Origin of the sequence: Neobacillus driksii (assembly GCF_013409995.1) — a bacterium.
GTDB classification, from domain to species: Bacteria; Bacillota; Bacilli; order Bacillales; family Cytobacillaceae; genus Neobacillus; species Neobacillus driksii.
Map to the genome: position 1 here is coordinate 1 of NZ_JACCBX010000021.1, position 24,391 is coordinate 24,391.

Here is a 24,391-nt window from a genome sequence, read left to right on the forward strand (position 1 = left end):
CCTTAAGATTCGCTCGACTTGCATGTATTAGGCACGCCGCCAGCGTTCGTCCTGAGCCAGGATCAAACTCTCCAAGAAAGTTGATTAGCTCATTTTGTTACGTTGGCTTAGCTTTTAATAAAAGCTAAAAAATTGTTTGTTGACGTTCTTGTTTGTTTAGTTTTCAAAGAGCAATTATTTACATCGCTCAAAAGCGACTTTATTATCTTACCAAGTTATCAACTTAATGTCAATAACTTTTTCTAAAAACCTTTTTTAGAACTTGTTGTCTCGCAACAACAGATATTAATATACCACCATTAGGGAATGAGCGCAATAGCTTTTCCAAGATATTTATCAAATATACGAAAATAATAATTTTCAAACTATTTGTCTACTACAAACAACAAAGCACCAGTAACCTGGTGCTTTTCCAATTTTATATTAACGATGGCGCATTAACGGGAATAATAATACGTCGCGAATGGATGGCGAGTTGGTTAGCAGCATGACAAGACGATCAATACCGATTCCTAATCCACCTGTAGGCGGCATACCATATTCTAATGCCTCTACAAAGTCTTCATCCATTTCATGTGCTTCATCATTGCCCTGTTCACGCTCTTTTAATTGCGCTTCAAACCGTTCTCTTTGATCAATAGGATCATTTAACTCAGTAAATGCATTCGCATGTTCCCGTGCAACAATAAATAATTCAAACCGATCTGTAAACCTTGGATCTTCCTCGTTTTTCTTAGCAAGTGGAGAAATCTCAACCGGATGACCATAAATAAATGTTGGCTGTATTAACTTTTCTTCAACTTTTTGCTCGAAGAATTCATTCACGATATGCCCATAAAGCATATGTTCAGTGATTTCTACACCATGTTCTTTCGCAAGTGCCCGGGCTTCTTCAACACTCATTTCTTTCCAGAAGTCTACTCCGGTATATTCTTTAATTGCATCCACCATGTGTAATCTTTTCCACTCTGGCTTTAAGTTAACTTCATATTCACCGTATTGGACAGTAGTTGTACCTAGTACCTCTTGCGCAATGTGTGCAATTAAGTTTTCAGTCAGACTCATAATGTCCTGATAATCAGCATAAGCCTCATATAGCTCGATCATTGTAAATTCTGGATTGTGTCGTGTTGAAACACCCTCATTACGGAATACGCGGCCGATTTCATATACTTTTTCAAGTCCGCCAACAATTAGACGCTTTAAGTGGAGCTCAATAGCAATTCGCATATAAAGTTCCATATCAAGTGCATTATGGTGAGTAATAAACGGACGTGCAGACGCACCACCAGCGATAGAGTGCATCATCGGAGTTTCAACTTCTAGATATCCATTGTCATCAAGATAACGGCGCATAGCCTGAATAATTTTACTGCGTGTAATAAAGGTCTCTCTGCTCTCTTGGCTTACAATTAAATCTAGGTAACGCTGACGGTATCGCTGCTCCACATCTTTAAGTCCATGGAATTTATCCGGTAACGGTCGGAGTGCTTTTGTTAGGAACGTATAGTTTTGAACCTTAACGGATAATTCTCCTACCTTTGTTTTAAATAAGGTTCCTGTTACTCCGATGATATCTCCCAAATCAGATGAATCAAATACTTCGTATGCTTCCGCACCAATAGCGTCTACTCTAACGTACACTTGAATTTGCCCAGTTAGATCTTGGATATTAGCAAACCCCGCTTTACCTTTTCCACGCTTCGTCATCATTCGACCTGCAATTGTTACTTCAACATTTTTTGTCTCAAGGTCTTCCTTCTCTAACTCTCCATACTGTTCTACTAGTTCAACAATACTATGACTACGTTCAAAGCGTTTTCCAAATGGGTCTAGTCCATTATCACGCATCGTATTCATTTTTTCCCGTCTGACCCTCAGCTGGTCATTTAATTCTTCTTGACTCATGCTTAATCAACTCCAATTACTTCTTTTTATGTAAACTAACATCTAATCCCTTAAATAGTTCACTTTTTATGCATACTTTATTATTTTACACAATCTCGACAATTCAGACATCAAAAAAGATTAATATAAAAGAAAACTGCCAGTTATTTCACTGGCAGTGCTCATTAAATAAAAACAATTATAGAAAAGCTTATAGTTAAAGTCAAATTTATCCTACGATTACTTGCCTTTCTTCCTCTTCTACTTCTACTGCTAAACTATTTAACACTCCTACTAATTCATCACGAGTATTACATTCGTTAATCGCATTTCTGACACGTGCATTTCCTCGTACACCTTTTAAATACCACGCAGCATGCTTACGCATTTCACGTACAGCAATATACTCATTCTTAAGGGCAATTAGACGATCAAGATGTAAAATACATACATCCATTTTTTCACGAACTGTTGGTTCATCCATCAATCTTCCTGTCTCAAGATATTGTACAGTACGGTAGATCATCCACGGATTTCCCAGAGCAGCTCTTCCTATCATAACTCCATCACAACCGGTTTCTTCAAGCATTCTTTTTGCGTCGTGTGGAGTTTGTACATCACCATTACCGATTAATGGGATGTTTATTGACTGCTTTACCTCTCGGATAATGTCCCAGTTTGCTTTTCCTTCATACATCTGAACGCGGGTACGTCCATGAAGCGCAACTGCCTTACCGCCAGCTCTTTCTACAGCCTGTGCATTTTTGACAGCAAAAATATGATCGTCATCCCAGCCCATACGCATTTTAACCGTTACAGGCTTCTCAACTGCTTCAACAACCGCTGCTACCATTTCATAGATTTTATCTGGGTCTAACAGCCATTTCGCTCCAGCGTCACATTTAGTGATTTTCGGAACAGGACAGCCCATATTGATATCAATAATATCTGCATTTGTATTTTTATCTACAAATTGAGCTGCCTCTACCAGTGTTTTCTTTTCTCCGCCAAATATCTGAAGGCTGAGAGGTTTTTCACGTTCGTCGATATAAAGCATATTCATTGTTTTTTCATTTTTAAGTACAATTCCTTTATCACTAACCATTTCTGCACAAACTAAACCAGCTCCGAACTCTTTAACCGTTAAACGGAAGGCAGAGTTACATACACCAGCCATAGGTGCTAAAACGACCTGATTTTTAATTTCAATGTCGCCGATTTTCAACAATCATACCCCCCTATTCATTAGGTGATAGTTCTTCTATGGTTATATTTAAGGTTTGACCAATTTTCTTTAGCAACTCACCTGTAGGCATACGGTTACCTCTTTCAATCTCACCTATAATTGATACTGATACACCAAGCTCTTTCGAAAAGCTCTCCTGTGTGTAGCCCTTTAGTTTCCGATAGGCTCGAATACGTCTTCCCCATTTTTCCGCTTCCATATTCGGACTCCTTCTTTGTTAGCTAATTCTTTGATCCATGCTTTAAGTGGTTTTTCTATATTTGGTATGATTATGTCAGGTCTTATCTCTGACAATGGAATCATGACAAAATTCCGCTCTAGCATCCGTGGATGCGGTATAATAAGTTTCTCTGATTGTATATTTTCTTGGTTATAGAGAAGAATGTCAAGGTCAATTGTTCTTGGGCCCCATACGATTTCCCTTTTTCTTCCAAGTTCAAGTTCAACTTCCAAGCAAAAGTCTAATAATTCTAACGCGCTCCATTCAGTCTGGATTTCAACCACCATATTTAAAAATAAATCTTGTTCCTCGTAGCCGACAGGATCTGTTTCATAAACAGAGGAGGTTTTTACCAGCTGAATTTTGGGATGTTTTGCTAGGTTTTCAATCGCCTTTGCTAAATAATCATACCTGTTTCCGATATTAGATCCAAGGGCAATAAATGCTGTATTTTCCATATTTATCTTCCCCTCGTAATTTCTACTGCGACGGATTGATAGTGCCCAGGAATTGGCGGATCTGGTTTGATTACCTTTATTGTTACTTCAGAAACAAGAGTAAATTGCCCCAAAACAGTCTCTGCAATTTTTTCAGCAACAACTTCAACAAGCTTATAAGGTTTTCCTTCCACAATTTCTTTACATACCTGAAATAATTCACCATAGTTTACCGAATACTCTAGTTCATCCGTTTGACCAGCTTTTTTTAAATCGACAATCACCATTAAATCTACGACAAAACGTTGTCCAAGTTTCGTTTCTTCAGGAAAAACACCATGATACCCATAGAATTCCATTTGATTGACGAATATCTTATCCACGGCTGACACCCTTCCCCATTAGAATATCCATCATTTTTGCCATTCTGCTCATTTCTTTAACATCGTGTATACGAATGATTTGGCAACCCTTTTGGATACCATAACAAACCGTGGCACCTGTCCCTTCCATTCTTTCCTCTACCGGAAGATTTAAGGCTTGTCCAATCATTGATTTTTTCGAGGTTCCTAAAAGGACGGGGTAGCCGAGTGCAGCCAATGTATCTAAGTTCTGCATCATCAAAATGTTCTCATTCAAGTCTTTAGCAAAACCAATACCTGGGTCAAGAATAATCTGCTCGTTTCGAACACCCGCTTGCTTTACAATGTTAATACTCTCGTAAAGATCATTTAACACATCCCTTATAAAAAAGGAGTAGTTTCGATCATGTCGATTATGCATTAGGATAATAGGAACATTATATTCTGCCGCAACAGCTGCCATTTTGTCATCTGCCTTAGCTCCCCAAATATCATTTATGATATGAGCCCCCGCTTCTATCGCACGTTGTGCAACCTTTGCTTTATATGTATCAATAGAAATAGGAACACTTACATGCTTGGATATGGCTTCTATAACTGGAACAACACGCTCAATTTCTTCGTCTTCAGAAATAACTGTATATCCAGGACGAGTGGACTCACCGCCAATATCAATGATATCAGCTCCATTTTCAACCATTTCTTTTGCATGTTCAATGGCATGTTCCATATTATTATACTTTCCCCCATCTGAGAAAGAATCAGGGGTAGCATTTAAAATACCCATAATATAGGTTTTCTTGCTAAAATCTAACTGATATGGTCCGCATTTAATACTGTATTTCCCAGTTGTATGCACTCTAAATACCTCCCGCGTATTTTTCACTCCTTCTATCATACAAGAAGAATGTTTTTCAAAGCAAAAAAAAAAGAGGCTTAGCACTATGCCAAAACCTCTCCTTAGTATTAATTAGCCTTCATATTGGTATAGAGGTGTACTTAAATAACGTTCTCCATTATCAGGAATAATTGCAAGTACCTTTTTACCTTTTCCAAGTTTCTTCGCAACTTCTAATGCGGCATGGATAGCTGCACCTGAGGAAATTCCACCTAGGATTCCTTCTTCTTTTGCTGCACGGCGTGAAGCAGCAAATGCCTCTTCTGCTTGGACCTGAATTACTTCATCATATACTTCTGTATTTAAAACTGCAGGAACAAATCCTGCTCCAATTCCTTGAATCTTGTGTGGACCTGGGTTACCGCCAGATAATACTGGAGAATCAGTAGGCTCTACCGCGAAAATCTTAACATTTGGGAACTTTTCACGAAGAACTTCACCAGCCCCTGTGATTGTTCCACCAGTACCGATACCAGAAACGAAGGCATCAAGTTGATCCATTTGTTCGACAATTTCCTTACCAGTAGTTCTACGGTGTACTTCAGGATTTGCTTCATTTTCAAATTGCTGTGGAACGAAGTAGCCATTCTCAGCAGCTAGGGCATTCGCTTTCGCAATTGCACCTTTCATTCCTTCAGGTCCTGGAGTAAGTACTAGTTCTGCTCCGTATGCACGAAGTAAGTTTCTTCTTTCCAAGCTCATCGTTTCAGGCATAACAAAAATTGCCTTGTACCCTTTTGCTGCTGCAACCATAGCTAAACCGATACCCGTATTTCCACTAGTAGGCTCAATAATCGTATCCACACCAGGCTTAATTAAACCCTTCTCTTCCGCTGCTTCAATCATTGCTAAAGCAATACGGTCTTTTACACTACTGCCTGGGTTAAAATATTCGAGCTTTAAATAAACCTCTGCACTGTTTTCATCTACTAATCTGTTTAATTTAACAATAGGAGTCTGACCAACTAATTCTGCAACTGAATTTGCTACACGTACCATTTGAGCACCTCTTTCTTAATTCCGAGTAATTTTATTGGTATTACAATAAATTTATCAGCTTTCCACTAGTTTTGTCAACCACTTTGCAGTACAAATTTCCTAAATTTATCAATTACATTATTCTAAATATAAAATAAAAACACAGAAATAATTCTGTGCCTCTCTTAGTTTGCCGACGTTTTCCCATAAAACCATTCTACCTTCGCTTCTTCCCAAAAGGTTGTCGCAGACGCTGATGTTTTCATTTGTTCAAGTGCAATTTCTCGACGAATTTGCTGTTTAACATCGTCATAGTTATACGTTTTACCCTTTATTTTTTCTTCAAGTTTAACAATAGCAAAACCCTGTTCCACTTGGATAGGATCACTCCATGCTCCTTCTTTTAACTTCTTTGCCACTTCTAAATATTCAGAAGGATAGCGTTCTTCCCCTTCTATGAGAAAACCTATATCTCCGCCCACATTTGCAGAAAATTCTTCAATGGATCGTTCCATCGCCAATACCGAGAAACTGGAACCTTGCTCTAGTTCCTTGATGGCATTTTCTGCTTCATTGCTTGATTTCACAATAATATGTGAAACATGGTAAGCGTCAGGAATGGAAAAGAGTTCTTTATTTTTCTCGAAATAGGCTTGCATCTCTTTTTTGGAGACTTTTACATCTCTTGTAAGAATTTCTTCTTGCAAGAGACTGTTTCGAATATGCTCTTTCCATTTCCTCTCGGATGTTTTTTTATTCTCACTTGGTGAGCTATATGTAGTTTGAAGAGTTCTATATTCACGTTCCACATCTTTTTCGGAAACCTCAATGTGGTATTTATCAGCCATTTCCTTAATGACTTTTTGGTCAATCATATCCTTAAGTACATCTTTTCCGTATCTTGCCTCTAATTCATTGAGCCATTGTTGCCTTGTAATGTCACTTTTCCCCACTGATGCGACGACTTCTTCACTGAAAGCAGTCCCGCTTACCTCTTTCACTTTTGCTAGGAAAAAGATAAGCGTTAGACAGTTCAACAGAATAAGCCCTGCAATCACAATCCATAGCTGCTTTCGCCTCAACTACTCCTCCCCCCGAACTGTTTATTTTGCCTGATTCTTTAATTCCTCTAGCTCTTCCCTAGTGAATAGATACTTTTCATTACAAAAATGGCAGTGTGCTTCAGCCTGTCCGTCTTCCGTAATCATATCGTCTATTTCACCTTTGCCTAAACCAACAATCGCATCTGCAAAACGATTCTTTGAGCAGACACACTTAAATTGAACTGGCATTGTCTCTAAAACATTTACCTCATCCTTCCCAAAGAGCTCCTGCAAGATTTCTTCTGGCGTAAGGCCTTGCTTTACTAAAGTTGAAATAGGTGAGATTGTTTTTAAACGTTCCTCTACCGTAGTAATCGTCTCATCCTTAATTCCAGGCATTAGTTGAAAAATAAATCCTCCTGCTGCAAGAATGGTATCATCAGGATTTACCAAGACACCTACTCCAACTGAGGAAGGCACCTGTTCTGAAGTAGCAAAGTAATAAGTGAAGTCCTCACCTAATTCACCAGACACAATTGGTACTAGACCCGAAAAGAAGTCACGAAGACCGGTATCTTTAACCACAGACAGAGTACCCTCAGTGCCAACCGCGCGGCGTACATCTAACTTCCCATGCTCATTCGCCTCAAAGTCAACTTGGGGATTTGATACATACCCACGAACATCACCCTTGGCATTGCTATCTACTAGGATGACGCCAATCGGGCCGCCTCCATCAATTTTAATTGTTAATTTGTCCTCACCCTTCAACATTGCCCCCATCATTACACCAGCTGTCAGGGAACGCCCTAAAGCCGCAGAAGCAGTGCGCCATGTTTGATGACGACGCTGTGCCTCCGAAACCACCTCGGTAGTACGTACTGCATACGCTCTAATTTGACCATCATAGGCCAACGCTTTTACTAAGTAATCACTCATTATGTAACTCCTTTCTAGTTGCTACTTCTTATATTCTCCATATTTCTCTTATAGATTAACTGTAAACCCTTTAAAGTTAAAAATGGATCGACAATATCAATAATCTTTGATTCTTGGGCAATTAGAGAGGATAATCCGCCCGTCGCAATGACAGTAGGCTTTTGGTCACTCTGGTCAATCATCCTTTTAACGATCCCCTCAACTTGACCTACATATCCGTAGACAATTCCTGCCTGCATGGCCGCAACTGTATTTTTACCAATTACACCCTCAGGACGAGCAATTTCAATTCTAGGAAGCTTTGCCGCCTTGGAATACAGCGCTTCTGTTGAGATACCAATCCCAGGTGCAATCGCACCACCCATATATTGACGCTGTTCATTGACATAGCAATAAGTGGTCGCAGTACCAAAATCGACAATAATCAAAGGACTGCCATATTCATGTATGGCTGCAACTGCATTAACAATTCGATCAGCGCCTACTTCTCTAGGGTTTTCATACTTAATATTTAGCCCCGTTTTTATCCCTGGTCCAACTACCAATGGAGTAAGGTTAAAGTATTTTTTACACATTCTTTCTAAAGCAAACATGATTGGTGGAACAACAGACGAAATGATAATTCCATCAATTTGCGAAAACGAGAGGCCTGAAGCATCAAAAAGGGATTTAATTATCATTCCGAACTCATCCTCTGTTCGGTTTCTGTTCGTTTCTACACGCCAGTGATATTTAAGTTCTTCCCCTTTATAAACACCTAAAACAGTATTGGTATTCCCTACATCGAATACAAAGATCAAAAGAATCACTCACTTTTCTGAATTAACTTGTGTCATACTGCAAACATCATATCATAATTACTTTTTATCGTGAAAAAAAGAGTGCTTTTTTGTAAGCACTCTCTTTAAAAAATTACTTGTCTTCTGATTCAGAATTCTGGCTGGAAGGATCTTCATCCTTCTTTTTATTTATAGTTACTTTGACATCATCTGACTTTTTAGGATCAGCTTGAAAGCCTTCTAACTCTGAAGCAGATTCAGGCATACGCCCATTTTTAATTAAGTATTCAATTTGTTCTGCGTTCAATGTTTCAACTTCAAGAAGCGTCTTCGCAATCAGATCCAGTTTATCTCGATTCTCAGTAAGAATGGTTTTAGCTCTTTCATAACATTCTTTAAGAATGCGTTGAATCTCAAGGTCAATTTCAAAGGCAATGGCATCAGAATAGTTTTGCTCATTATGAATGTCACGTCCTAAGAATACCTGACCGCCTGAAGCTTGACCGAACTGTCCAACTCCCAGCTTGTCACTCATACCAAATTCAGTAACCATTTTACGAGCAATTCCAGTTGCACGTTGGAAGTCGTTGTGAGCTCCAGTACTTACCTCACCAAAGACAATCTCTTCTGCAACACGTCCGCCCAATAAACCAACAATTTTATCAAGTAATTCAGGTTTCGTCATAAAATAGCGGTCTTCCCTTGGAAGCATCACTGCATAACCACCTGCTTGACCACGAGGGACAATTGTAACCTTATGAACCATGTCGGCTTCATTTAGGATTAATCCTATTACTGTATGCCCACTTTCATGGAAAGCAACAATATTGCGTTCTTTCTTTGAGATAACACGAGTCTTTTTAGCAGGACCAGCAATTACCCTGTCCGTTGCTTCATCAATATCTTCCATGTCGACTTTTTTCTTATTCTGACGTGCCGCCACTAAGGCCGCCTCATTTAATAAGTTTTCTAAGTCAGCACCTGAAAAACCAGGTGTTCTCATAGCGATATTTTTTAAGTTTACAGATTCATCTAACGGTTTGTTCTTTGCATGCACTTTTAGAACTGCTTCACGACCATTTACATCAGGGCGGTCAACAGTAATTTGACGGTCAAAACGTCCAGGACGTAATAAAGCAGGATCCAGGATATCAGGACGGTTTGTTGCGGCAATAATAATGATTCCTTCATTGGCGCCAAATCCATCCATTTCAACTAATAATTGATTTAAGGTTTGCTCTCTTTCATCGTGACCGCCGCCTAAACCAGCACCACGTTGACGGCCTACTGCGTCAATTTCGTCGATAAAAATAATACACGGAGCATTTTTCTTAGCATTTTCAAATAAATCACGTACACGGGATGCACCGACCCCAACAAACATTTCGACGAAATCAGAACCACTAATTGAGAAGAAAGGAACGCCAGCTTCTCCGGCTACTGCACGTGCTAATAATGTTTTACCTGTTCCTGGAGGCCCTACAAGCAGGACTCCTTTTGGAATACGCGCACCAAGTTCAGCAAACTTCCTCGGATCTTTTAGGAATTCTACCACTTCGACTAATTCTTGTTTCTCTTCATCTGCACCTGCAACATCCTTAAATCGTGCTTTCTTCTTGTCGTCATTATAAAGCTTTGCTTTACTCTTACCGAAGTTCATCACACGGCTGCCGCCGCCTTGAGCTTGGTTTAATAAGAAGAAGAATAAGATAAAGATAATCACAAATGGAATAATGGAGGTGAAGAATGTCACCCAGCCGCTTGTTTCCTTAGCCGGCATTACTTCTACCTTTGAACCAGCTGCATCAATACGCTCTAGAATTTTCTCGCTATTCGGGACATACGTTAAAAAGTTCTTACCGTCTTTTACCCCTTTTTCAAACTGCCCCCGAACTTCAAAGACACCACGTTCAGGCTGCATAGAAAATGAATCCACTTCATTTTTTTCTAAGCTGTCAACAAACTGATTGTAGGAAATGTTATCCGTAGGTTCGTTACTGCCATTAAAGAAACTTACCACGCCAATAATGACTAAAAATATCAATAAATAAAAGATGGTATTACGGAAAATCCGATTCATCTCTTACCTCCTCCCGCGATAAAAACTTTTTTAGATAGTATCATAGAAAATCATTCCAATTCTTAAATTACTGTCTTTAACTGGGTTACACATGTTGACAAATAACTCTTGCAATAGCCTTATTAGTTTACACTTAAAGATTATCGCTATATACTTCTGGTTTTAAAACACCAATATATGGAAGGTTTCGGTATTTTTCGATATAATCTAATCCGTACCCAACCACAAATTCATCTGGGACAATAAAACCAACATAATCTGCTTTTATTGCGCTCTTCCTTCCTGTTGGTTTGTCAAGTAAGGTGACAATCTTAATGGATTTTGCTTTTCGGTAACGGAACAAATCAACAAGATAGCTTAGAGTTAAGCCACTATCGATTATATCCTCAATGATTAAGATGTCTCTTCCTTCAACTGAAGTATCTAAATCCTTTAGGATTTTTACTTCTCCTGAAGAAACCATCGCAGTACCATAACTTGAGACATCCATAAAATCCATTTCCAAATAGCAATCCACACGTTTAAGTAAATCAGCCATAAATGGCATTGCACCTTTTAAAACACCAATTGCGAGAGGGAAGCGATCTTGATACTCTTCTGATAATTGAGCCCCTAACTCCTTGATTTTCTCCTGAATCTCTTCTTCAGAAAATAAGACCTCTTTAATATCCTGTTTCATAATAATTATGCCTCCTAGAAGATCATTACTTATGGTATGTGAGTAGTATATGCTGACTTGTTGAGTGATTAATGCCTTCAAAAGCTGATTTCTTAATTCCAGGAAGCCAAAGAATACAACCATCTTTGTCAGTAATTACAGGCCAAGCATCGCGATCCTGGATTGGAATTTTACTATCAATAAAGATATCTTTTAGCTTTTTTGAGCCTGACATTCCTTTTAGGTTCATGCGATCACCTATTTTTCTGGTTCGAATCTGAATGGGCAGTTTAATCTTGTCAGCAGGAAATAATGCATAAAATCCATTTGTTTCAACGTTTTCCTTATCATCAATGACATCCATTTTTATACTAGCCCCGTTAGGTAATTCAATCTCGCCAGGGTCCATCATTTCGAGAAAATAGGTGTGAGATTCACTAACTTCAAATTGGAAAGAAAGTAGTGAATACGACCGAATAACCTTTAAACCGTTAGGGAAATCAAGTGTTCCAGATGGATGATGATGTCGAATTAAAGATAGAACATGATCAATATGTAAAGCGGAAAGTGACACTGGTATTACTTTGTATAGATAGCTTAATATTAGTTGAATACCTCTTCTTTGTAAAGAAATTGGCATTTCTAAAAAAGGAATTATGTCAATGGTAATTTCATTCTTTTCTCTCTTTTTCATTACTTTATTCATTCTTTGGACAGTTAATTCCTGAAGAAGTATTTCATCATTCTGCAATTCTTCACTAAACCGTTGAAAATGTTCATGAACATGTTGATTCTCCGCTTTTAAAAAGGGAAGAACTTCGTTGCGAAAACGATTCCTGCTATAAATACTTTTTTTATTACTAGGATCAATTCTAGGCACCAAATTTTGTTTCTGACAATATTCCGCAAGCTCTGCCTTCGTTAAAGATAAAAAGGGACGAAAAATGTATCCATTACCGAATGGTCTCATAAACGGAATACCGGCTCTCGCAGCACCGGAACTGCCTCTTGTCAGACGCATTAATATGGTCTCAACCTGGTCATCTCCATGGTGACCTAGGGCTAAATAGTCGTAACCATAATTATTCATTGTTTTTTCAAAAAACTCATATCTGGCATGTCTCGATGCCACTTGCGAGTTTTTCTTTGTTTTCTTAATAATCTCTGGAACATTTATTCGTGCCATTTCAAAAGGAATGCCCTTTTGTTCACAATAGTCTTTCACGAACAAAGCATCTTCCAGTGACTCTTGACCACGAAACATATGATCAACGTGTGCTACAACAATGGATAGATTTTTCTTTTCCTGCTGCGCCCACAAATAGTGAAGCAATGCGAGTGAATCCGGACCGCCCGATACACCTACCACCATTTTTTTATTTTCAATTTCGAATGAGTGGCGATTAAGCAGTGCTGCTACCTTTGCTTCTAACATTCTGCATTCTTCCTTAATAAAGTTTCTATTTATTTGAATATACCTAGCTTACCACTTTTAAGACAAAAGTATCAAAAACAAAGACCTAATTGAATAGGTCTTTTTTTCCTTCCCTCTTATACGTTATAAATGACCATTAGTTTCAAAAATCAAAGAAGTTTTTGAAAAATATACAAAAAGTATAAAAGTGCAATAGACATCGCAATGATGAATGTTTCCGCCAAGCGGCCTTTTTTCTTTTTCTTTCTATAGTTTTGCCGGGTTTTTGGCGGACTTCCTGTATAATTTATCTTTTGTGATTGATTAGTGTCTTTGGGATTTGCTGTGGTTGGTGGTGATTTAGGGACTGATCCGGGATTTTGTCTGCTCAGGGCCAACGACATAAGTTCGGTTCTCATTTGAACTGCATTTGTGTAATGTCCTTCGAGTGCTTTTACGATGACCTTTTCGAAAGGGTGTAAATCTTTTTGTTTTCTAATTGCTTCTCTAAGCTGCAGAATACCACCTGTTGTTTTGTTAAAGCGGTTTGGATAGGCAGTGTTAATCATAATCATAGCAACAGCAAATAAATCATAGGCAGGGTCCGCCTTTCTCGTTCCTAACCCCCAATATCCACGATCATAGAACTCGGTGAATTCTTTAATTGCTCTCCCTTTAATCGTCGTACCGCCAACATCAATGCACCTAATCTTTGGCGATGGACCGGTAACGATTAAGTTTTCTGGCTTTAAATCGCCAAATACCCATCCGTTTTCATGCAGGGTATTCAAGTCATTTAATAATTGAAGAAAGAGGACAGTGGTCCACGACTTCCCCTTATTTTGAATAAAAGAGAGCAAGTCTGCTCCTTGAATATACTCCATCGTATAAAAAGAAATCTGCCCTGTTTTAGTATTCCAATCATCGACATCAAGTAAAGAAGGTCCGAGGGTAGACCCTTGGACCTTTGCAAACGACCTTAATACATTTACCTCTGAGGTAATGGACATCCCGTTATCGCTCATCTTTAGGGCTACTTGCGAATTTTTAAACTTTGCAAGGTAGACAATGCCGTTTGCACCATATCCTAGTTCCTTTAAAACGGTATATTTATTCGAATGCCATTTCCCTGTGATTACAGTGCCCGGAGCTACTTTACATCGACTCTTCAAGGAATGATTCATCATCACCGGTCATAAGACTCCTTAATGAACGTTTTGAATGAAATGACGATAAAGCGGTACGGATTGCAGGTCCAGTTGGAGTTATTCCTCCTGTTGTAAGTTGAGAGAAGATACTTGTCAAAGATTGTAACTTTGGCGTCCAATCTAGGATTTTTTCGACATCATTCTTTTTCCCGGGAAATACAAACACCGCAAATTGATTGTCACCTGTACGTGCGTTTAAACTAAGGGAAAGGTCAAGCAGGGCTTCTTTAACGGTTGGAAGCTTATGTTTCATACTTGCACTTGTATCGACAAGAATCAACACCTCTAATTCGACAGTTTCTCCAAGTTCATCGACTACTTCCATTACTTCCCCTCTCTTTTCAGGAGGAAGATCTTCAATTGTCTGTGAACGACCAAGAATTTGTTGAAGCTCCCGGTTTACTACACCTTGGATTGTCTGTGTCATTGCTTTCCTTGTAACCATTTGAACAGTTTGGGAGAGCGCTTGAGCATAGACAATCTGACTGACCCCGCCTCCGGACATTGCTATTCCTTCTATTTCTATCATTCCCTTTTCATCAATCACATCTTGCTCCATTACACCGATAACATTAACAGATATCCCTTGTTCTTTCGCAAGAGCAGCCATGGCAATAGGATCTTCCCCTTGATTTGAACAGCCGTCCGTTATTAATAAAATCTGACGAATTTTCCCTGTATACATATGCGTTCTCCCTCCACTTTTCGAGTTACTCTCATTTTCGACACGGCAGAGGGGATTTATACATATTTAAAGGATAAACCGGACAAAATAATTGATTACGCTCGTTTCTTCATCCTTGTAACAGGAATACTAGCCCATTTAGGTGTATTGTGCTTTATCTTCGCCACAGCAATTGTCATATCATCACCAATCAAGTTATCCCTTGAACGAATCACTTCTTCCAATATTAAATCAGATATTTCCTGAGGATCATCAGTTTGTAATTCTTGTATTTTTCGTTTCATCCACAAGTCATAATTTTCTACATGCTTGGGCCCTTCAAAGATACCGTCACTCATCATGATGAGTAAATCCCCGGCTTTTAACTGCTCACTCACTACATCCACTTCAAATTCCTCTAAAATTCCTATCGGCAAATTACTAGCTTGGATTTTGATTACTTTATTTCCCCTTTTTATAAAACTAGGAGTTGAACCTATCTTTAGGAATTTTGCTGAAGCGTTTTGAAGATCAATCATCGCTAAGTCTAATGTTGCAAAGATTTCATCTGTCGTTCGAAGTGATAGAATAGAGTTGACTGACTTTATGGCAACCTTTTCGTCAATACCAGATTGCAGTATTTTTTGTAAAAGCTGCAGCGTCTCTTTGCTCTCATAATGGGCTCTTTCTCCGTTCCCCATTCCATCACTGATGGCAATCGCAAATTTCCCTAACCCCAGTTCCATGGTTGAATAGCTGTCTCCTGAAACAAACCCGCCATCCATAGCTGCATGGGCCATTCCTGTTTCAACTGTATAGGCCTTTGACGATTGAAACACTACATGACAGAAACCGTTGGGGTATGCAGCACATTCTTCAGAGGTAACAATAATTTGTTCCCCAAGGATGTCGGATAACATTGGTGCAATTAACTTTTCACACTCCCCATGGCCATTACAAAATGGAACGGACATTTCAATATCCACATTTCCTGACTCAAGACTATAGATTTCAACATGCTCCACCTGAACACCAAATGCCTGAATGGACTCCAGGATTTGTTCCTCCTGCTTATGATGATTCTCACGTTCTCGCTGGATTTCTTTGGCGAAGTTATCCATCACCTCGGAAACACCAAGAAGTTGATCTGCTACTAGTCTCCTGCTTTCCTGAACCTGTTTCTTTAACTTTTGGTTGGCTTGGTAAAAGGTCAGCTCCTGCCCTACCGCCTCATATACTCTTTTTGAACGAGTACAGTGTTTATCCCATTCACGAGATAATTTTGGCGAAACTGCGCCGTCATTTTGATCCATCTCGTGAATAATTTCTTCTAAATATCCATAGGTTGTATTAAAATTCTTCGCCCAACACTGCTCCTTTTTAAAGCAAGTATTACATGTTTTTTCCGTTACATGGCTCATAAAATAATCCATTTCCCGTTCATCTTCTTTATCAATAGGCTTTGTTTCCATCTGCGAAAAACTATTTGAAAGCGCATGGAAGACACTAGAAAATTGGGCCACTCTTTGTGCTGTCACATCACGCATTTTTCTCATGTATTTTTGTTGTTCTGATGTATATTCCGGTGTACCAGGAATATATTTTGCCAATTTAGAGGTAAATAGCTGCGGTGTTAAGAGGAAAAGTACAATGGCTGCTGCGGACTCCAATAGTGTAGTAGTTAAAGAGCCTGAACCGCCCTCCTGACCATACATACCAATTAAAAGTGTTGCAATAAACAAACCAATTGCTACCCCTATTTTCTTTCCTTCTTTTAATAAACCGCCTAGTACACCTGAAAAAGCAAGCAGGCTCATATGATAAAAGCTTGAAACACTTGCAAGACTAAAAATTAAACCCGTTACGACACCGACTGTCGAACCAACTGTGGCACCCGCAATAAATGAAAATACCAAAACAAGATAACGGGACATAATATGCTCAAGTGATAAATCGTAAATTTTCCAGCCGATTGTTCCGGTCATGATTGAAGCAAGCATTATGATTAAGCAAACAATTTCCTCGGTTTTTAACAATTGTCTGCGCTTGTTTAAGATTAATAAAGGGATGCTCTGTAAGAAGATAAGCGTTAGTATAAACGATAAACTAGCCTGAACACCCACCATCATCGCATCATAAAGTGTCAGTTGCCTAGAAATAATAAAGGCCTCGGCCAATTTTCCCGCCCCTAGAATGATTGCAACCAAAAGCGGAATCATTCTCATTTCATTTTTAATCCATCTCTCACTAATCCGATATATAACTAGAAAAAGAATGGAAACCAAAAAGGTAAATGCTGCATTCTTCAAGGAGACAGTTGCTGCGCCCGCAACCAATCCTACTAAGACAAGCGGAGATCGATCTCTTTTTATTAAAAAGACCGCTGCGAAAAAAGGCAGACTAAAGGGAGCAAGCGTGGATAATATCAAAGCTCTTCCTAATAAGAAACCTACAATAAGTAATAGGTAACCCTTTATAAGAAAGAAGGATTCAACTTTTAATTGGATTTTTTTCAAAACGCTGTCCCAAGACCATTTAGAGGATCGAAAGTTAACCTCTCCGACCGGTTCTAGTAAACTCCGTTCTAGCTTTTCCATAAGTCACACTCCTCTATTAATTCTTGTTAAAGACTATTATAAAATTAATAGATTTAAAATTTTGTCAAATTAGTGAACGTATGCAAAGTTTCGTTCGACGGTTTCCACTATATTTATTCAAATAATTTTGACAAATTGAAAGGATGTCGGAATACGGAATAACTAAAAAAACTATTTGACACTATTAGTTTTCACCTGTATTATATTCATTGTGTCTTGGATACTTGGCGGTGTAGCTCAGCTGGCTAGAGCGTACGGTTCATACCCGTAAGGTCGGGGGTTCGATCCCCTCCGCCGCTATACAGAAAAGCGGAAGCGCCTTGTCCAGGGGCGACAGGCATAAGACGAGCCGGCAGAAAGGTTGCTCTTTAACCTTTTTGACGGATTGGCTTATGACCCGAGCCCCTAGGCGCTGCAGCTAGACAATCAGAAAAGCGAAAGCGTCGAATAATTCGACGCTTTTTTTGCAAACAAAAAAGACAAGTCGCTAGACCTGTCTTGAATAGGCAATATATGATTTTTTTAAATAAGCAACAAGTTAACCCCTTCTAGCTCCTCTACCGCCACGCTTAGATTCCGTATGACGTTTTAAAGAAGTTAAACGATCCTCACTATCTTTTAAAAACTTCGCCATTTTTGACTCAAACGTTTCTACTTTTGGAGCATTCCGATCATTTTGTCTGCCCTGACGAGGACGTTGCGAATGTGAGTTCGAGTGTGAATGGGATCTTTGCGGGGCCTGTGGTCTATCTTTTGCCTTTTTTATGGATAGCCCAATTTTCCCATCTTTCTCTACATTGATGACTTTAACCTCTACTTGGTCACCAACCTTAAGATGATCATTGATATCTTTCACATAATTGTCAGCAACCTCACTGATGTGTACGAGTCCAGTTGAGCCATCAGGCAGCTCCACAAAAGCTCCGAAATTTGTAATCCCTGTTACCTTTCCTTGTAACTTGCTGCCTACTTCGATTGACATAAAAAGAATTTTCCTCCTTAAGAAATAAAAAAATGATACCTACTTTATATTATACAAAATGGGAAAAATAAGTGTCAATAAGACTAGTTATTGGTTGTTTTTACCTTTATTTTCTTCTGGAATATTAAAGATAATTTCACCATTTTCTGAGAAAAAGTATTCTTTTCTAGCAAGCTTAGCAAGGTAATCATCATCGTTTAATTTTACAATATCTTCTTTTAGCATTTGTTGTTGTTTTTTTAATTGTGTCAGCTCTTGTTCCAACTGCCTCTTTTGTGCCACTTTTTTATCTAAAGTTGAGGATTGGGAAATAAAGCTAGTAATCATTAAATATGACATGACAGCAGCAAATACTAAAAACAAGGAAAGTCTTCTATATAATAATTTCCTTTTCCTAGCTGAAGCAATTTCTGCTACTTCTTGCTGGTGGACGTACGTTGATTGGATTTTGGCTATATTCTTTTCTTTTACTGAACTCAATTCCCATCCCTCCTTACTCTTTTGGTCTTTTCCACTTTTTAATCCACTTACTTAAATAGTTCTTGATTTCCATAAAAATTCCTGCCGTTCTATTATATAACTTCTCGACGGATTTTTTAATACTTTTCGGCAAAAGTTTCCAAAGTATTAATACAATCTTGACGAGTGGCACCCATAGTACCTTAAGAATAAACAATAAAATCTTTAAAATAAATTTGACAAGGGAAAGAGTCCCCCTGCCAAGTAGAATAACAATAGAAATTAGCAACTGAATAATGCCTACGACAGGTTTATAGATAAGGAGCTGGAAAGCCCTTCTAAAAAATTGATAAAGGGCTATTACGCTTCTTATCGTGGCTTCAAGTAATCTTAAATAAATACCTTTAAATAAACTTTGATAGGCCGCAAAGCCACAAAGAAGTGCCACGAAAATGTAGAAACGTAACTCCCCATTGTTAACAAGGAAAAGAATGTAAAAGATAATTAGAGCTTGAATGACCCAAAACAACAAGTCATTAATAAAAACAATCCATGACTTTCGGTTCGGACGGTCTAAGAAACGCTGATAGGTATCAAACATAACCCCAAACAGCGAACCCATTCCGATCATTGAAAGCATGGTAAGGAATTGAGTGGAAAGTGTCATCGGAACAACTTACTAAAGAACCCTTTAGCTTTCTCCCCATGCTGTTCATCTAAGTACACTAAGTCAAATATCTTTCCCTTAATGGAGACAATCCCCTTTTCTACATCGAGGTTTTTCATTTGCAGGTTTTGCCCTTTAATGGCTAAAAAACCCATAGAAGTTTCTAATAAGAACTCCTCATTATCAAAGCTCTCTACTTGTTTAACACCTGTTATATCGAGAAGTTTTCTTCCCCTCATGATGACATCATGCTCTGGAACAGTACTTTTGACAGGATTTGTTTCATAATATTGGCTCATCATTCATCCCTCACAATCATTTGTACAACCATTTATTACATTTTTATGTAAGGGATAAATGAATTAGAACAAGCCTTTTAAGGGCATCGATTAGAACTGTGATTCTCCAATTCTTTCGTCTTTAATAATCGTATACATTTCAGCCGCTGCTTCTTTGCGCGTTGTATCTTGAATTTGATCAATTCTTGCTGTAACTAGTCTTTGTCCAAGACGGATCGTGAGTTCGTCACCGACTTTTACTGTGGAACTTGCTTTAGCCTCTTTTCCGTTTATGAGAATTCTCCCTTGATCGGAAACCTCTTTTGCCAGAGTCCTTCTTTTTATTAGTCTTGATACCTTTAAATACTTATCTAATCTCATTAAATGATCCCCCGTTTCTAAAGTCCTTTTGATTTTGCCTCATCCCAGAATTGATCAAGTTCCTCGAGTGAATGCTCCTCAACAGACTTTCCGCTTTTCTTTACACGTTCTTCTATAAATTGAAATCTGCGAATAAACTTTTCATTAGTTCCAAATAACGCCTCTTCAGGATTGATATCTAGAAACCTTGCGATATTCACAATAGCAAACAGGATGTCGCCAAATTCTTTTTTAGCGTCAACAAAATTTGCCTGCTTTATCTCATACTCGAATTCCTCCAGCTCTTCTTTCACTTTCTCCAGAGCTGGTGTTATCTCCTGCCAATCAAAGCCAACTTTTGCCGCTTTCTTCTGAATCTCAAAGGCTCTTAGTAAGTTCGGCATCGATTTTGAAATGCCCTCAAGCAAAGAGGATTCCCTTTCGCCCTTTTCCTGCTTCTTAATTTCCTGCCAGTTACGAAGAACTTCTTTAGAATTCTCTGCTTTCTTATCTCCAAAAACATGTGGGTGCCTGCGAATCATCTTCTCTGATAGTACCTCAATAACATCCTCAATCGCAAAATAGCCTTCATCCTCGCCGATTTGTGCGTGAAGCATAACCTGCAGCAAGACATCACCGAGCTCTTCTATTAAATGGTCAATATCGCCGCTATCAATGGCTTCGATTACTTCGTAGGTTTCTTCAATCAAGTACTTTTTTAATGACTCGTGTGTTTGTTCTTTATCCCATGGACAGCCATTTGGTCCTCTTAAAACAGCAATAATCTCACGCAGCTTAGAGAAGTTTTTCAGCATGATTTGTTCATCCTGTACAGGAGGTACATAAACAGATGTGAGATTATCAAGGGTTACTTTACGGTCTAACTCATACAAAGGAACCCTCTCTATACGTTCATTCCTGCTTCCCGCGGCAGTAACAATGACAACTTCATAATCATCAGGAAGTCTTTCCATAAGAGTTAGCTTAATATTTGAAGCGACAAATTGGTCATAAACTTGACTTATAAAAATATGCTGATCAATTTGCAGCTGACTAGATTTGAGAAGGGTTCCATCTAAAAGCTGGAAACCATCTACAGGATCTATTTTTAGTGATTGAAAAATGGCGTCGATAAAGCTTTGGCCACCGCCAATAGTGATATCTATATCCTCTTTTGGACCATATTCCAAAAGCAATTGAACAGTTCGTTCGGCAACAAGAGGATGACCAGGTACTGCATAAATCACCTGTTCTGCCTTTGCTTTTTCCAACAGTTTTTGGACAATTTCTTGATATACCTCTTCAAACTGGTCATGCTTTTCATAAATGGAATCAAATGATGTAAAGCCAAGTCCTTCTTGAACTAGTTCTGTAATAACGGGATGTTCCTTTGTTCTTAAGTATACATGATCTGCCTTCATTAACTTCTTATAAACGCCAAAGGGGAGCTGTTCGAGATCTCCCGCTCCTAAACCGAGAACTTCAATTGTTTTGCCCATATATTTCTAACTCCTATTCTTATTAGGTAATAAAAGGCTTAATTTGCTGCCGAAAGGAAATAATGATAATTCTTTTTCCAAAAAGACGCCACCTCTAATGATAATAAACAAGAAAAGGAATCCTCCGGAAACGGCACCTCCGAGCGCCTGAATGGCTGCCATTATCCTCTCAGTCCCAACCGGTATCGTAATCATATCCGTTAAGGCTAGATAGCCTTTTAAAAGGATTACCATCATAAAGGCTGCTGTCAAAAGGGTTCGTAGAAAGTGAAACGATAGCAGCGGAATGTTCTGCATTTTTATAAATTTTAAGTAAAGAATGCCGCATGCAAAAATTAACGTAATAAGGGTTGCATAAGCGGCGCCCATGGTCCCAAATGCCGGGACGAAAAAATTATTTAACATGTATTTTAATGGAAAGATTGCGAGAACGATAACTGCAGGAAAAAGTAATGAACCTAGCCCCTGCATTATAGCAATGATCGTCGTAATGATTGAGCTAAGGAGAATAACAAAGCTAAGAATTCCTAATACCGAAGACCCTGAGTTATTTTCAAATAGCATAATATTAGCTGGCTCAATAATTGCCCATAGACCTACAGATGCCCCGACACCAATGACGATAGCTATTCGAATAGCCAGCTGAATTTTATCACGCAAGAAAGAAATATCCTTTTTAATTCTTGCACTCGTAATTAAGGGTACAAGTGATAAGGACATGGATACAGCAACAATCGTCCCTAATTGAATTATTGGCTGCCCACGGTCAAATATTCCCTTTATCCCCTTTGCCTTTTCAATCCCATATCCATTCTCAGTAAGTAAAGAGTACAGGTTCAAAGCATCAGCCATTTGTATAAAGATCATGAGCATTCCACTAATACAGATTGTTAAACCTTGATAGACAAGCGTCTTAAAAATAATGCCAACCTCTCGATAATAGCCCGCCAGCATTCCTTTTCGAGGAGCAATTATTCCCCATTCTTTACGAATCCAAAGGAATGTAAACAAGATAACTGCTGATACCATACTTCCGGTAATCGATCCAAACATGGCACCTCCGCCAATCAGATACAGCGAATATCCCAACTTTGTCAGCACGTAGGCAGAAAAGAGAATGGTGAATGCCCTTATTAATTGTTCACCCACCTGTGAAAGAGCCGTTGGCACCATATCCCCTTTCCCCTGATAATACCCTCTCAAAATAGCAGCAAACGGAAATAATAAAAAGACAATTGAGACAACCCTAAGTAAAATCGCTAACTTCTCATCATTCATCCATATCGCTATAGGATTGGCACCAAAATAGAGAATAAAAAAACAAATAAGTCCAAATAACTGTAAAAGGATATAGGAGACAAATAAAAGCCGTCTTATTTTCTCATGTTCACCCTTTTCCTTTTGTTCCGCATATAACTTTGAAATAACAACCGGGAAACCTGTGGTCGATAGGACCATGGCTAGACCATAAAACGGGTATACCTGCTGATAGATATAAAAGCCAACATCACCAACAATATTTTGAAACGGAACCCGATAAACAGCACTTAGGACTTTCGTTACTAATGCTGCAATGGCTAAAATAAAAGCCCCCCTAAAAAGAGCCTTTGACTGGTTTACATGCTTCATTTCTTATCTCCTAACTAACCTAACTCGTGTGTATTATAGCATATTATAAAGCGGCAAGCGCCTCGGACCCCATGTTGACGGCGGCTTATTCCAGTAAACTCTTGTCTTTTGATTTATCGGCACTATATGCCTCTTTTAATTTCCGTAAACTCTGCTCTCTTGATTTATCGGCACTATATGCCTCTTATAGTTTCCGTAAACCCTCTTCTCTCAATTTATCGGCACTATATGCCTCTTATAATTTCCGTAAATCCTCTTCTCTCGATTTATCGGCACTATATGCCTCTTATAGTTTCCGTAAACCCTCTGCTCTCGATTTATCGGCACTACATGCCTTATAGTTTCCGTAAACTCTGCTCTCTTGATTTATCGGCACTATCCACCTCTAATACTCTAGTGGAGCTGGATTTCAAGACAAATAAAAAAGACAGCGAAGGCTGTCTCTTTTATTTTGAGAATAATATTAGTTCTAGGACTCCATTTGTCTTGCTAAAAATCCAGCAGCAGTTTCAACAGCCTTTTTCTCTACCTCGCCAAGAGTTCCCTCTTTTGAATAGATAATAACAGCACCAATTGGATCGCCGTTTGCAATGATTGGTCCAATTGTATAAGATGAAATGGTTTCATCGTTGCCATCGGCTAACGCAATATCACCTTGCTGCGTTACAAGGACAGAATTACGGTCTTCCATTGTTTTTTCAACTAAATCACTTATATTTTTATTTAGATAATCTTTTTTAGAACTGCCTGCTAATGCAATATAACTGTCCCTATCACAAATTAATACCGGATTTCCGAGGCTGTCAAAAAGGGCTTCTGCATATTCTTTGGCAAAATCGCTTAACTCGCTGATTGGTGAATATTTCTTTAAAATAACTTCTCCATCTCGATCTACAAAGATCTCTAACGGATCCCCCTCACGGATACGCAGCGTTCTGCGTATTTCTTTGGGAATGACAACACGACCCAAATCATCGATTCGACGAACTATTCCAGTTGCTTTCATCCAATGTTGCCTCACTTTCATCTGATGATTTTACTAACTTGGTTTTGATAATCCTTCCTGTAGATGGAATCATCACCAACTTTGAACTTAGTATCTTTCAT

The 24,391-nt window shown here is 38.7% G+C and carries 24 protein-coding genes, 1 tRNA gene and 1 rRNA gene; 1 reads left to right on the forward strand and 25 read right to left on the reverse strand.

Annotation, left to right across the window (positions count from 1 at the left end; genetic code table 11):
- The 17 genes from F4694_RS29805 to spoIIE all read right to left on the reverse strand — a co-directional run.
- Window positions 1-78 (reverse strand): 16S ribosomal RNA (locus F4694_RS29805); the annotation flags it as partial.
- 345 nt (window positions 79-423) lie between these two features.
- Entirely contained in the window at window positions 424-1,908 is a 1,485-nt protein-coding gene (gene lysS, locus F4694_RS29810) for a lysine--tRNA ligase (RefSeq protein ID WP_179603542.1), read from the reverse strand.
- A 208-nt stretch (window positions 1,909-2,116) separates the two neighbouring features.
- A complete protein-coding gene (dusB, locus tag F4694_RS29815) occupies window positions 2,117-3,115 on the reverse strand; it encodes a tRNA dihydrouridine synthase DusB (RefSeq protein WP_179603543.1) in 999 nt (332 codons plus the stop codon).
- A 10-nt stretch (window positions 3,116-3,125) separates the two neighbouring features.
- The gene (locus tag F4694_RS29820; RefSeq protein WP_179603544.1) at window positions 3,126-3,332 is read right to left on the reverse strand and encodes a helix-turn-helix domain-containing protein; all 207 of its coding nucleotides are present in this window, start codon (window positions 3,330-3,332) and stop codon (window positions 3,126-3,128) included.
- Window positions 3,284-3,811 (reverse strand): 2-amino-4-hydroxy-6-hydroxymethyldihydropteridine diphosphokinase, encoded by a 528-nt coding sequence (gene folK, locus F4694_RS29825; RefSeq protein ID WP_179603545.1) that lies wholly within the window; start codon window positions 3,809-3,811, stop codon window positions 3,284-3,286. Before folK ends, F4694_RS29820 begins: the two co-directional genes overlap by 49 nt.
- A gap of 2 nt (window positions 3,812-3,813) precedes the next feature.
- Window positions 3,814-4,173, reverse strand: a complete 360-nt coding sequence (gene folB / locus F4694_RS29830) for a dihydroneopterin aldolase (RefSeq protein WP_179603546.1) — start codon at window positions 4,171-4,173, stop codon at window positions 3,814-3,816.
- Window positions 4,166-4,939, reverse strand: coding sequence for a dihydropteroate synthase (gene folP / locus F4694_RS29835; protein WP_257029498.1), 774 nt, complete (start codon window positions 4,937-4,939; stop codon window positions 4,166-4,168). Before folP ends, folB begins: the two co-directional genes overlap by 8 nt.
- Before the next feature lie 183 nt (window positions 4,940-5,122).
- Window positions 5,123-6,049 (reverse strand): cysteine synthase A, encoded by a 927-nt coding sequence (gene cysK / locus F4694_RS29840; RefSeq protein WP_179603547.1) that lies wholly within the window; start codon window positions 6,047-6,049, stop codon window positions 5,123-5,125.
- A gap of 164 nt (window positions 6,050-6,213) precedes the next feature.
- A complete protein-coding gene (locus F4694_RS29845; protein WP_179603548.1) occupies window positions 6,214-7,110 on the reverse strand; it encodes a peptidyl-prolyl cis-trans isomerase in 897 nt (298 codons plus the stop codon).
- 21 nt (window positions 7,111-7,131) lie between these two features.
- A complete protein-coding gene (hslO, locus tag F4694_RS29850) occupies window positions 7,132-8,010 on the reverse strand; it encodes an Hsp33 family molecular chaperone HslO (RefSeq protein ID WP_179603549.1) in 879 nt (292 codons plus the stop codon).
- 14 nt (window positions 8,011-8,024) lie between these two features.
- Window positions 8,025-8,810 (reverse strand): type III pantothenate kinase, encoded by a 786-nt coding sequence (locus F4694_RS29855; RefSeq protein ID WP_179603550.1) that lies wholly within the window; start codon window positions 8,808-8,810, stop codon window positions 8,025-8,027.
- Between the two features lie 112 nt (window positions 8,811-8,922).
- Window positions 8,923-10,869 (reverse strand): ATP-dependent zinc metalloprotease FtsH, encoded by a 1,947-nt coding sequence (gene ftsH / locus F4694_RS29860; RefSeq protein ID WP_179603551.1) that lies wholly within the window; start codon window positions 10,867-10,869, stop codon window positions 8,923-8,925.
- Window positions 10,870-11,002: 133 nt separating this feature from the next.
- On the reverse strand, window positions 11,003-11,548 hold the full coding sequence (hpt, locus tag F4694_RS29865; protein WP_218895895.1) for a hypoxanthine phosphoribosyltransferase: 546 nt from the start codon (window positions 11,546-11,548) through the stop codon (window positions 11,003-11,005).
- A gap of 25 nt (window positions 11,549-11,573) precedes the next feature.
- Window positions 11,574-12,962, reverse strand: a complete 1,389-nt coding sequence (gene tilS, locus F4694_RS29870) for a tRNA lysidine(34) synthetase TilS (protein WP_179603552.1) — start codon at window positions 12,960-12,962, stop codon at window positions 11,574-11,576.
- Between the two features lie 149 nt (window positions 12,963-13,111).
- On the reverse strand, window positions 13,112-14,128 hold the full coding sequence (locus F4694_RS29875; RefSeq protein WP_179603606.1) for a protein kinase domain-containing protein: 1,017 nt from the start codon (window positions 14,126-14,128) through the stop codon (window positions 13,112-13,114).
- Window positions 14,097-14,894, reverse strand: coding sequence for a vWA domain-containing protein (locus tag F4694_RS29880; protein WP_307311682.1), 798 nt, complete (start codon window positions 14,892-14,894; stop codon window positions 14,097-14,099). The genes F4694_RS29875 and F4694_RS29880 overlap by 32 nt, the downstream gene beginning before the upstream one ends.
- Window positions 14,895-14,929: 35 nt before the next feature.
- Window positions 14,930-17,410, reverse strand: a complete 2,481-nt coding sequence (gene spoIIE, locus F4694_RS29885) for a stage II sporulation protein E (protein ID WP_179603554.1) — start codon at window positions 17,408-17,410, stop codon at window positions 14,930-14,932.
- Between the two features lie 226 nt (window positions 17,411-17,636).
- On the opposite strand from spoIIE, the gene F4694_RS29890 reads away from it, so the two are divergent.
- Window positions 17,637-17,710: transfer RNA gene (locus F4694_RS29890), tRNA-Met, on the forward strand.
- A 238-nt stretch (window positions 17,711-17,948) separates the two neighbouring features.
- Here F4694_RS29890 and F4694_RS29895 read toward each other — a convergent pair.
- The 8 genes from F4694_RS29895 to spoVT form a co-directional block, all read right to left on the reverse strand.
- Window positions 17,949-18,392: a S1 domain-containing RNA-binding protein gene (locus tag F4694_RS29895; RefSeq protein ID WP_179603555.1), complete on the reverse strand. Its 444-nt coding sequence runs from the start codon at window positions 18,390-18,392 to the stop codon at window positions 17,949-17,951.
- 87 nt (window positions 18,393-18,479) lie between these two features.
- Window positions 18,480-18,872 carry an FtsB family cell division protein gene (locus tag F4694_RS29900; RefSeq protein WP_179603556.1) on the reverse strand — a complete coding sequence of 131 codons (393 nt, stop codon included), beginning with the start codon at window positions 18,870-18,872 and terminating at the stop codon, window positions 18,480-18,482.
- Between the two features lie 13 nt (window positions 18,873-18,885).
- Window positions 18,886-19,518, reverse strand: a complete 633-nt coding sequence (yabQ, locus tag F4694_RS29905) for a spore cortex biosynthesis protein YabQ (RefSeq protein WP_179603557.1) — start codon at window positions 19,516-19,518, stop codon at window positions 18,886-18,888.
- Window positions 19,515-19,817, reverse strand: coding sequence for a sporulation protein YabP (yabP, locus tag F4694_RS29910; RefSeq protein ID WP_095250671.1), 303 nt, complete (start codon window positions 19,815-19,817; stop codon window positions 19,515-19,517). Before yabP ends, yabQ begins: the two co-directional genes overlap by 4 nt.
- A gap of 90 nt (window positions 19,818-19,907) precedes the next feature.
- Complete coding sequence (locus F4694_RS29915) at window positions 19,908-20,177, reverse strand: RNA-binding S4 domain-containing protein (RefSeq protein WP_090767940.1); 270 nt, start codon at window positions 20,175-20,177, stop codon at window positions 19,908-19,910.
- 17 nt (window positions 20,178-20,194) lie between these two features.
- Window positions 20,195-21,655 carry a bifunctional methyltransferase/pyrophosphohydrolase YabN gene (yabN, locus tag F4694_RS29920; protein ID WP_179603558.1) on the reverse strand — a complete coding sequence of 487 codons (1,461 nt, stop codon included), beginning with the start codon at window positions 21,653-21,655 and terminating at the stop codon, window positions 20,195-20,197.
- 6 nt (window positions 21,656-21,661) lie between these two features.
- Complete coding sequence (locus F4694_RS29925) at window positions 21,662-23,284, reverse strand: putative polysaccharide biosynthesis protein (RefSeq protein WP_179603559.1); 1,623 nt, start codon at window positions 23,282-23,284, stop codon at window positions 21,662-21,664.
- Window positions 23,285-23,753: 469 nt separating this feature from the next.
- Window positions 23,754-24,290, reverse strand: a complete 537-nt coding sequence (spoVT, locus tag F4694_RS29930) for a stage V sporulation protein T (protein WP_179603560.1) — start codon at window positions 24,288-24,290, stop codon at window positions 23,754-23,756.
- Between the last annotated feature and the right edge of the window lie 101 nt (window positions 24,291-24,391).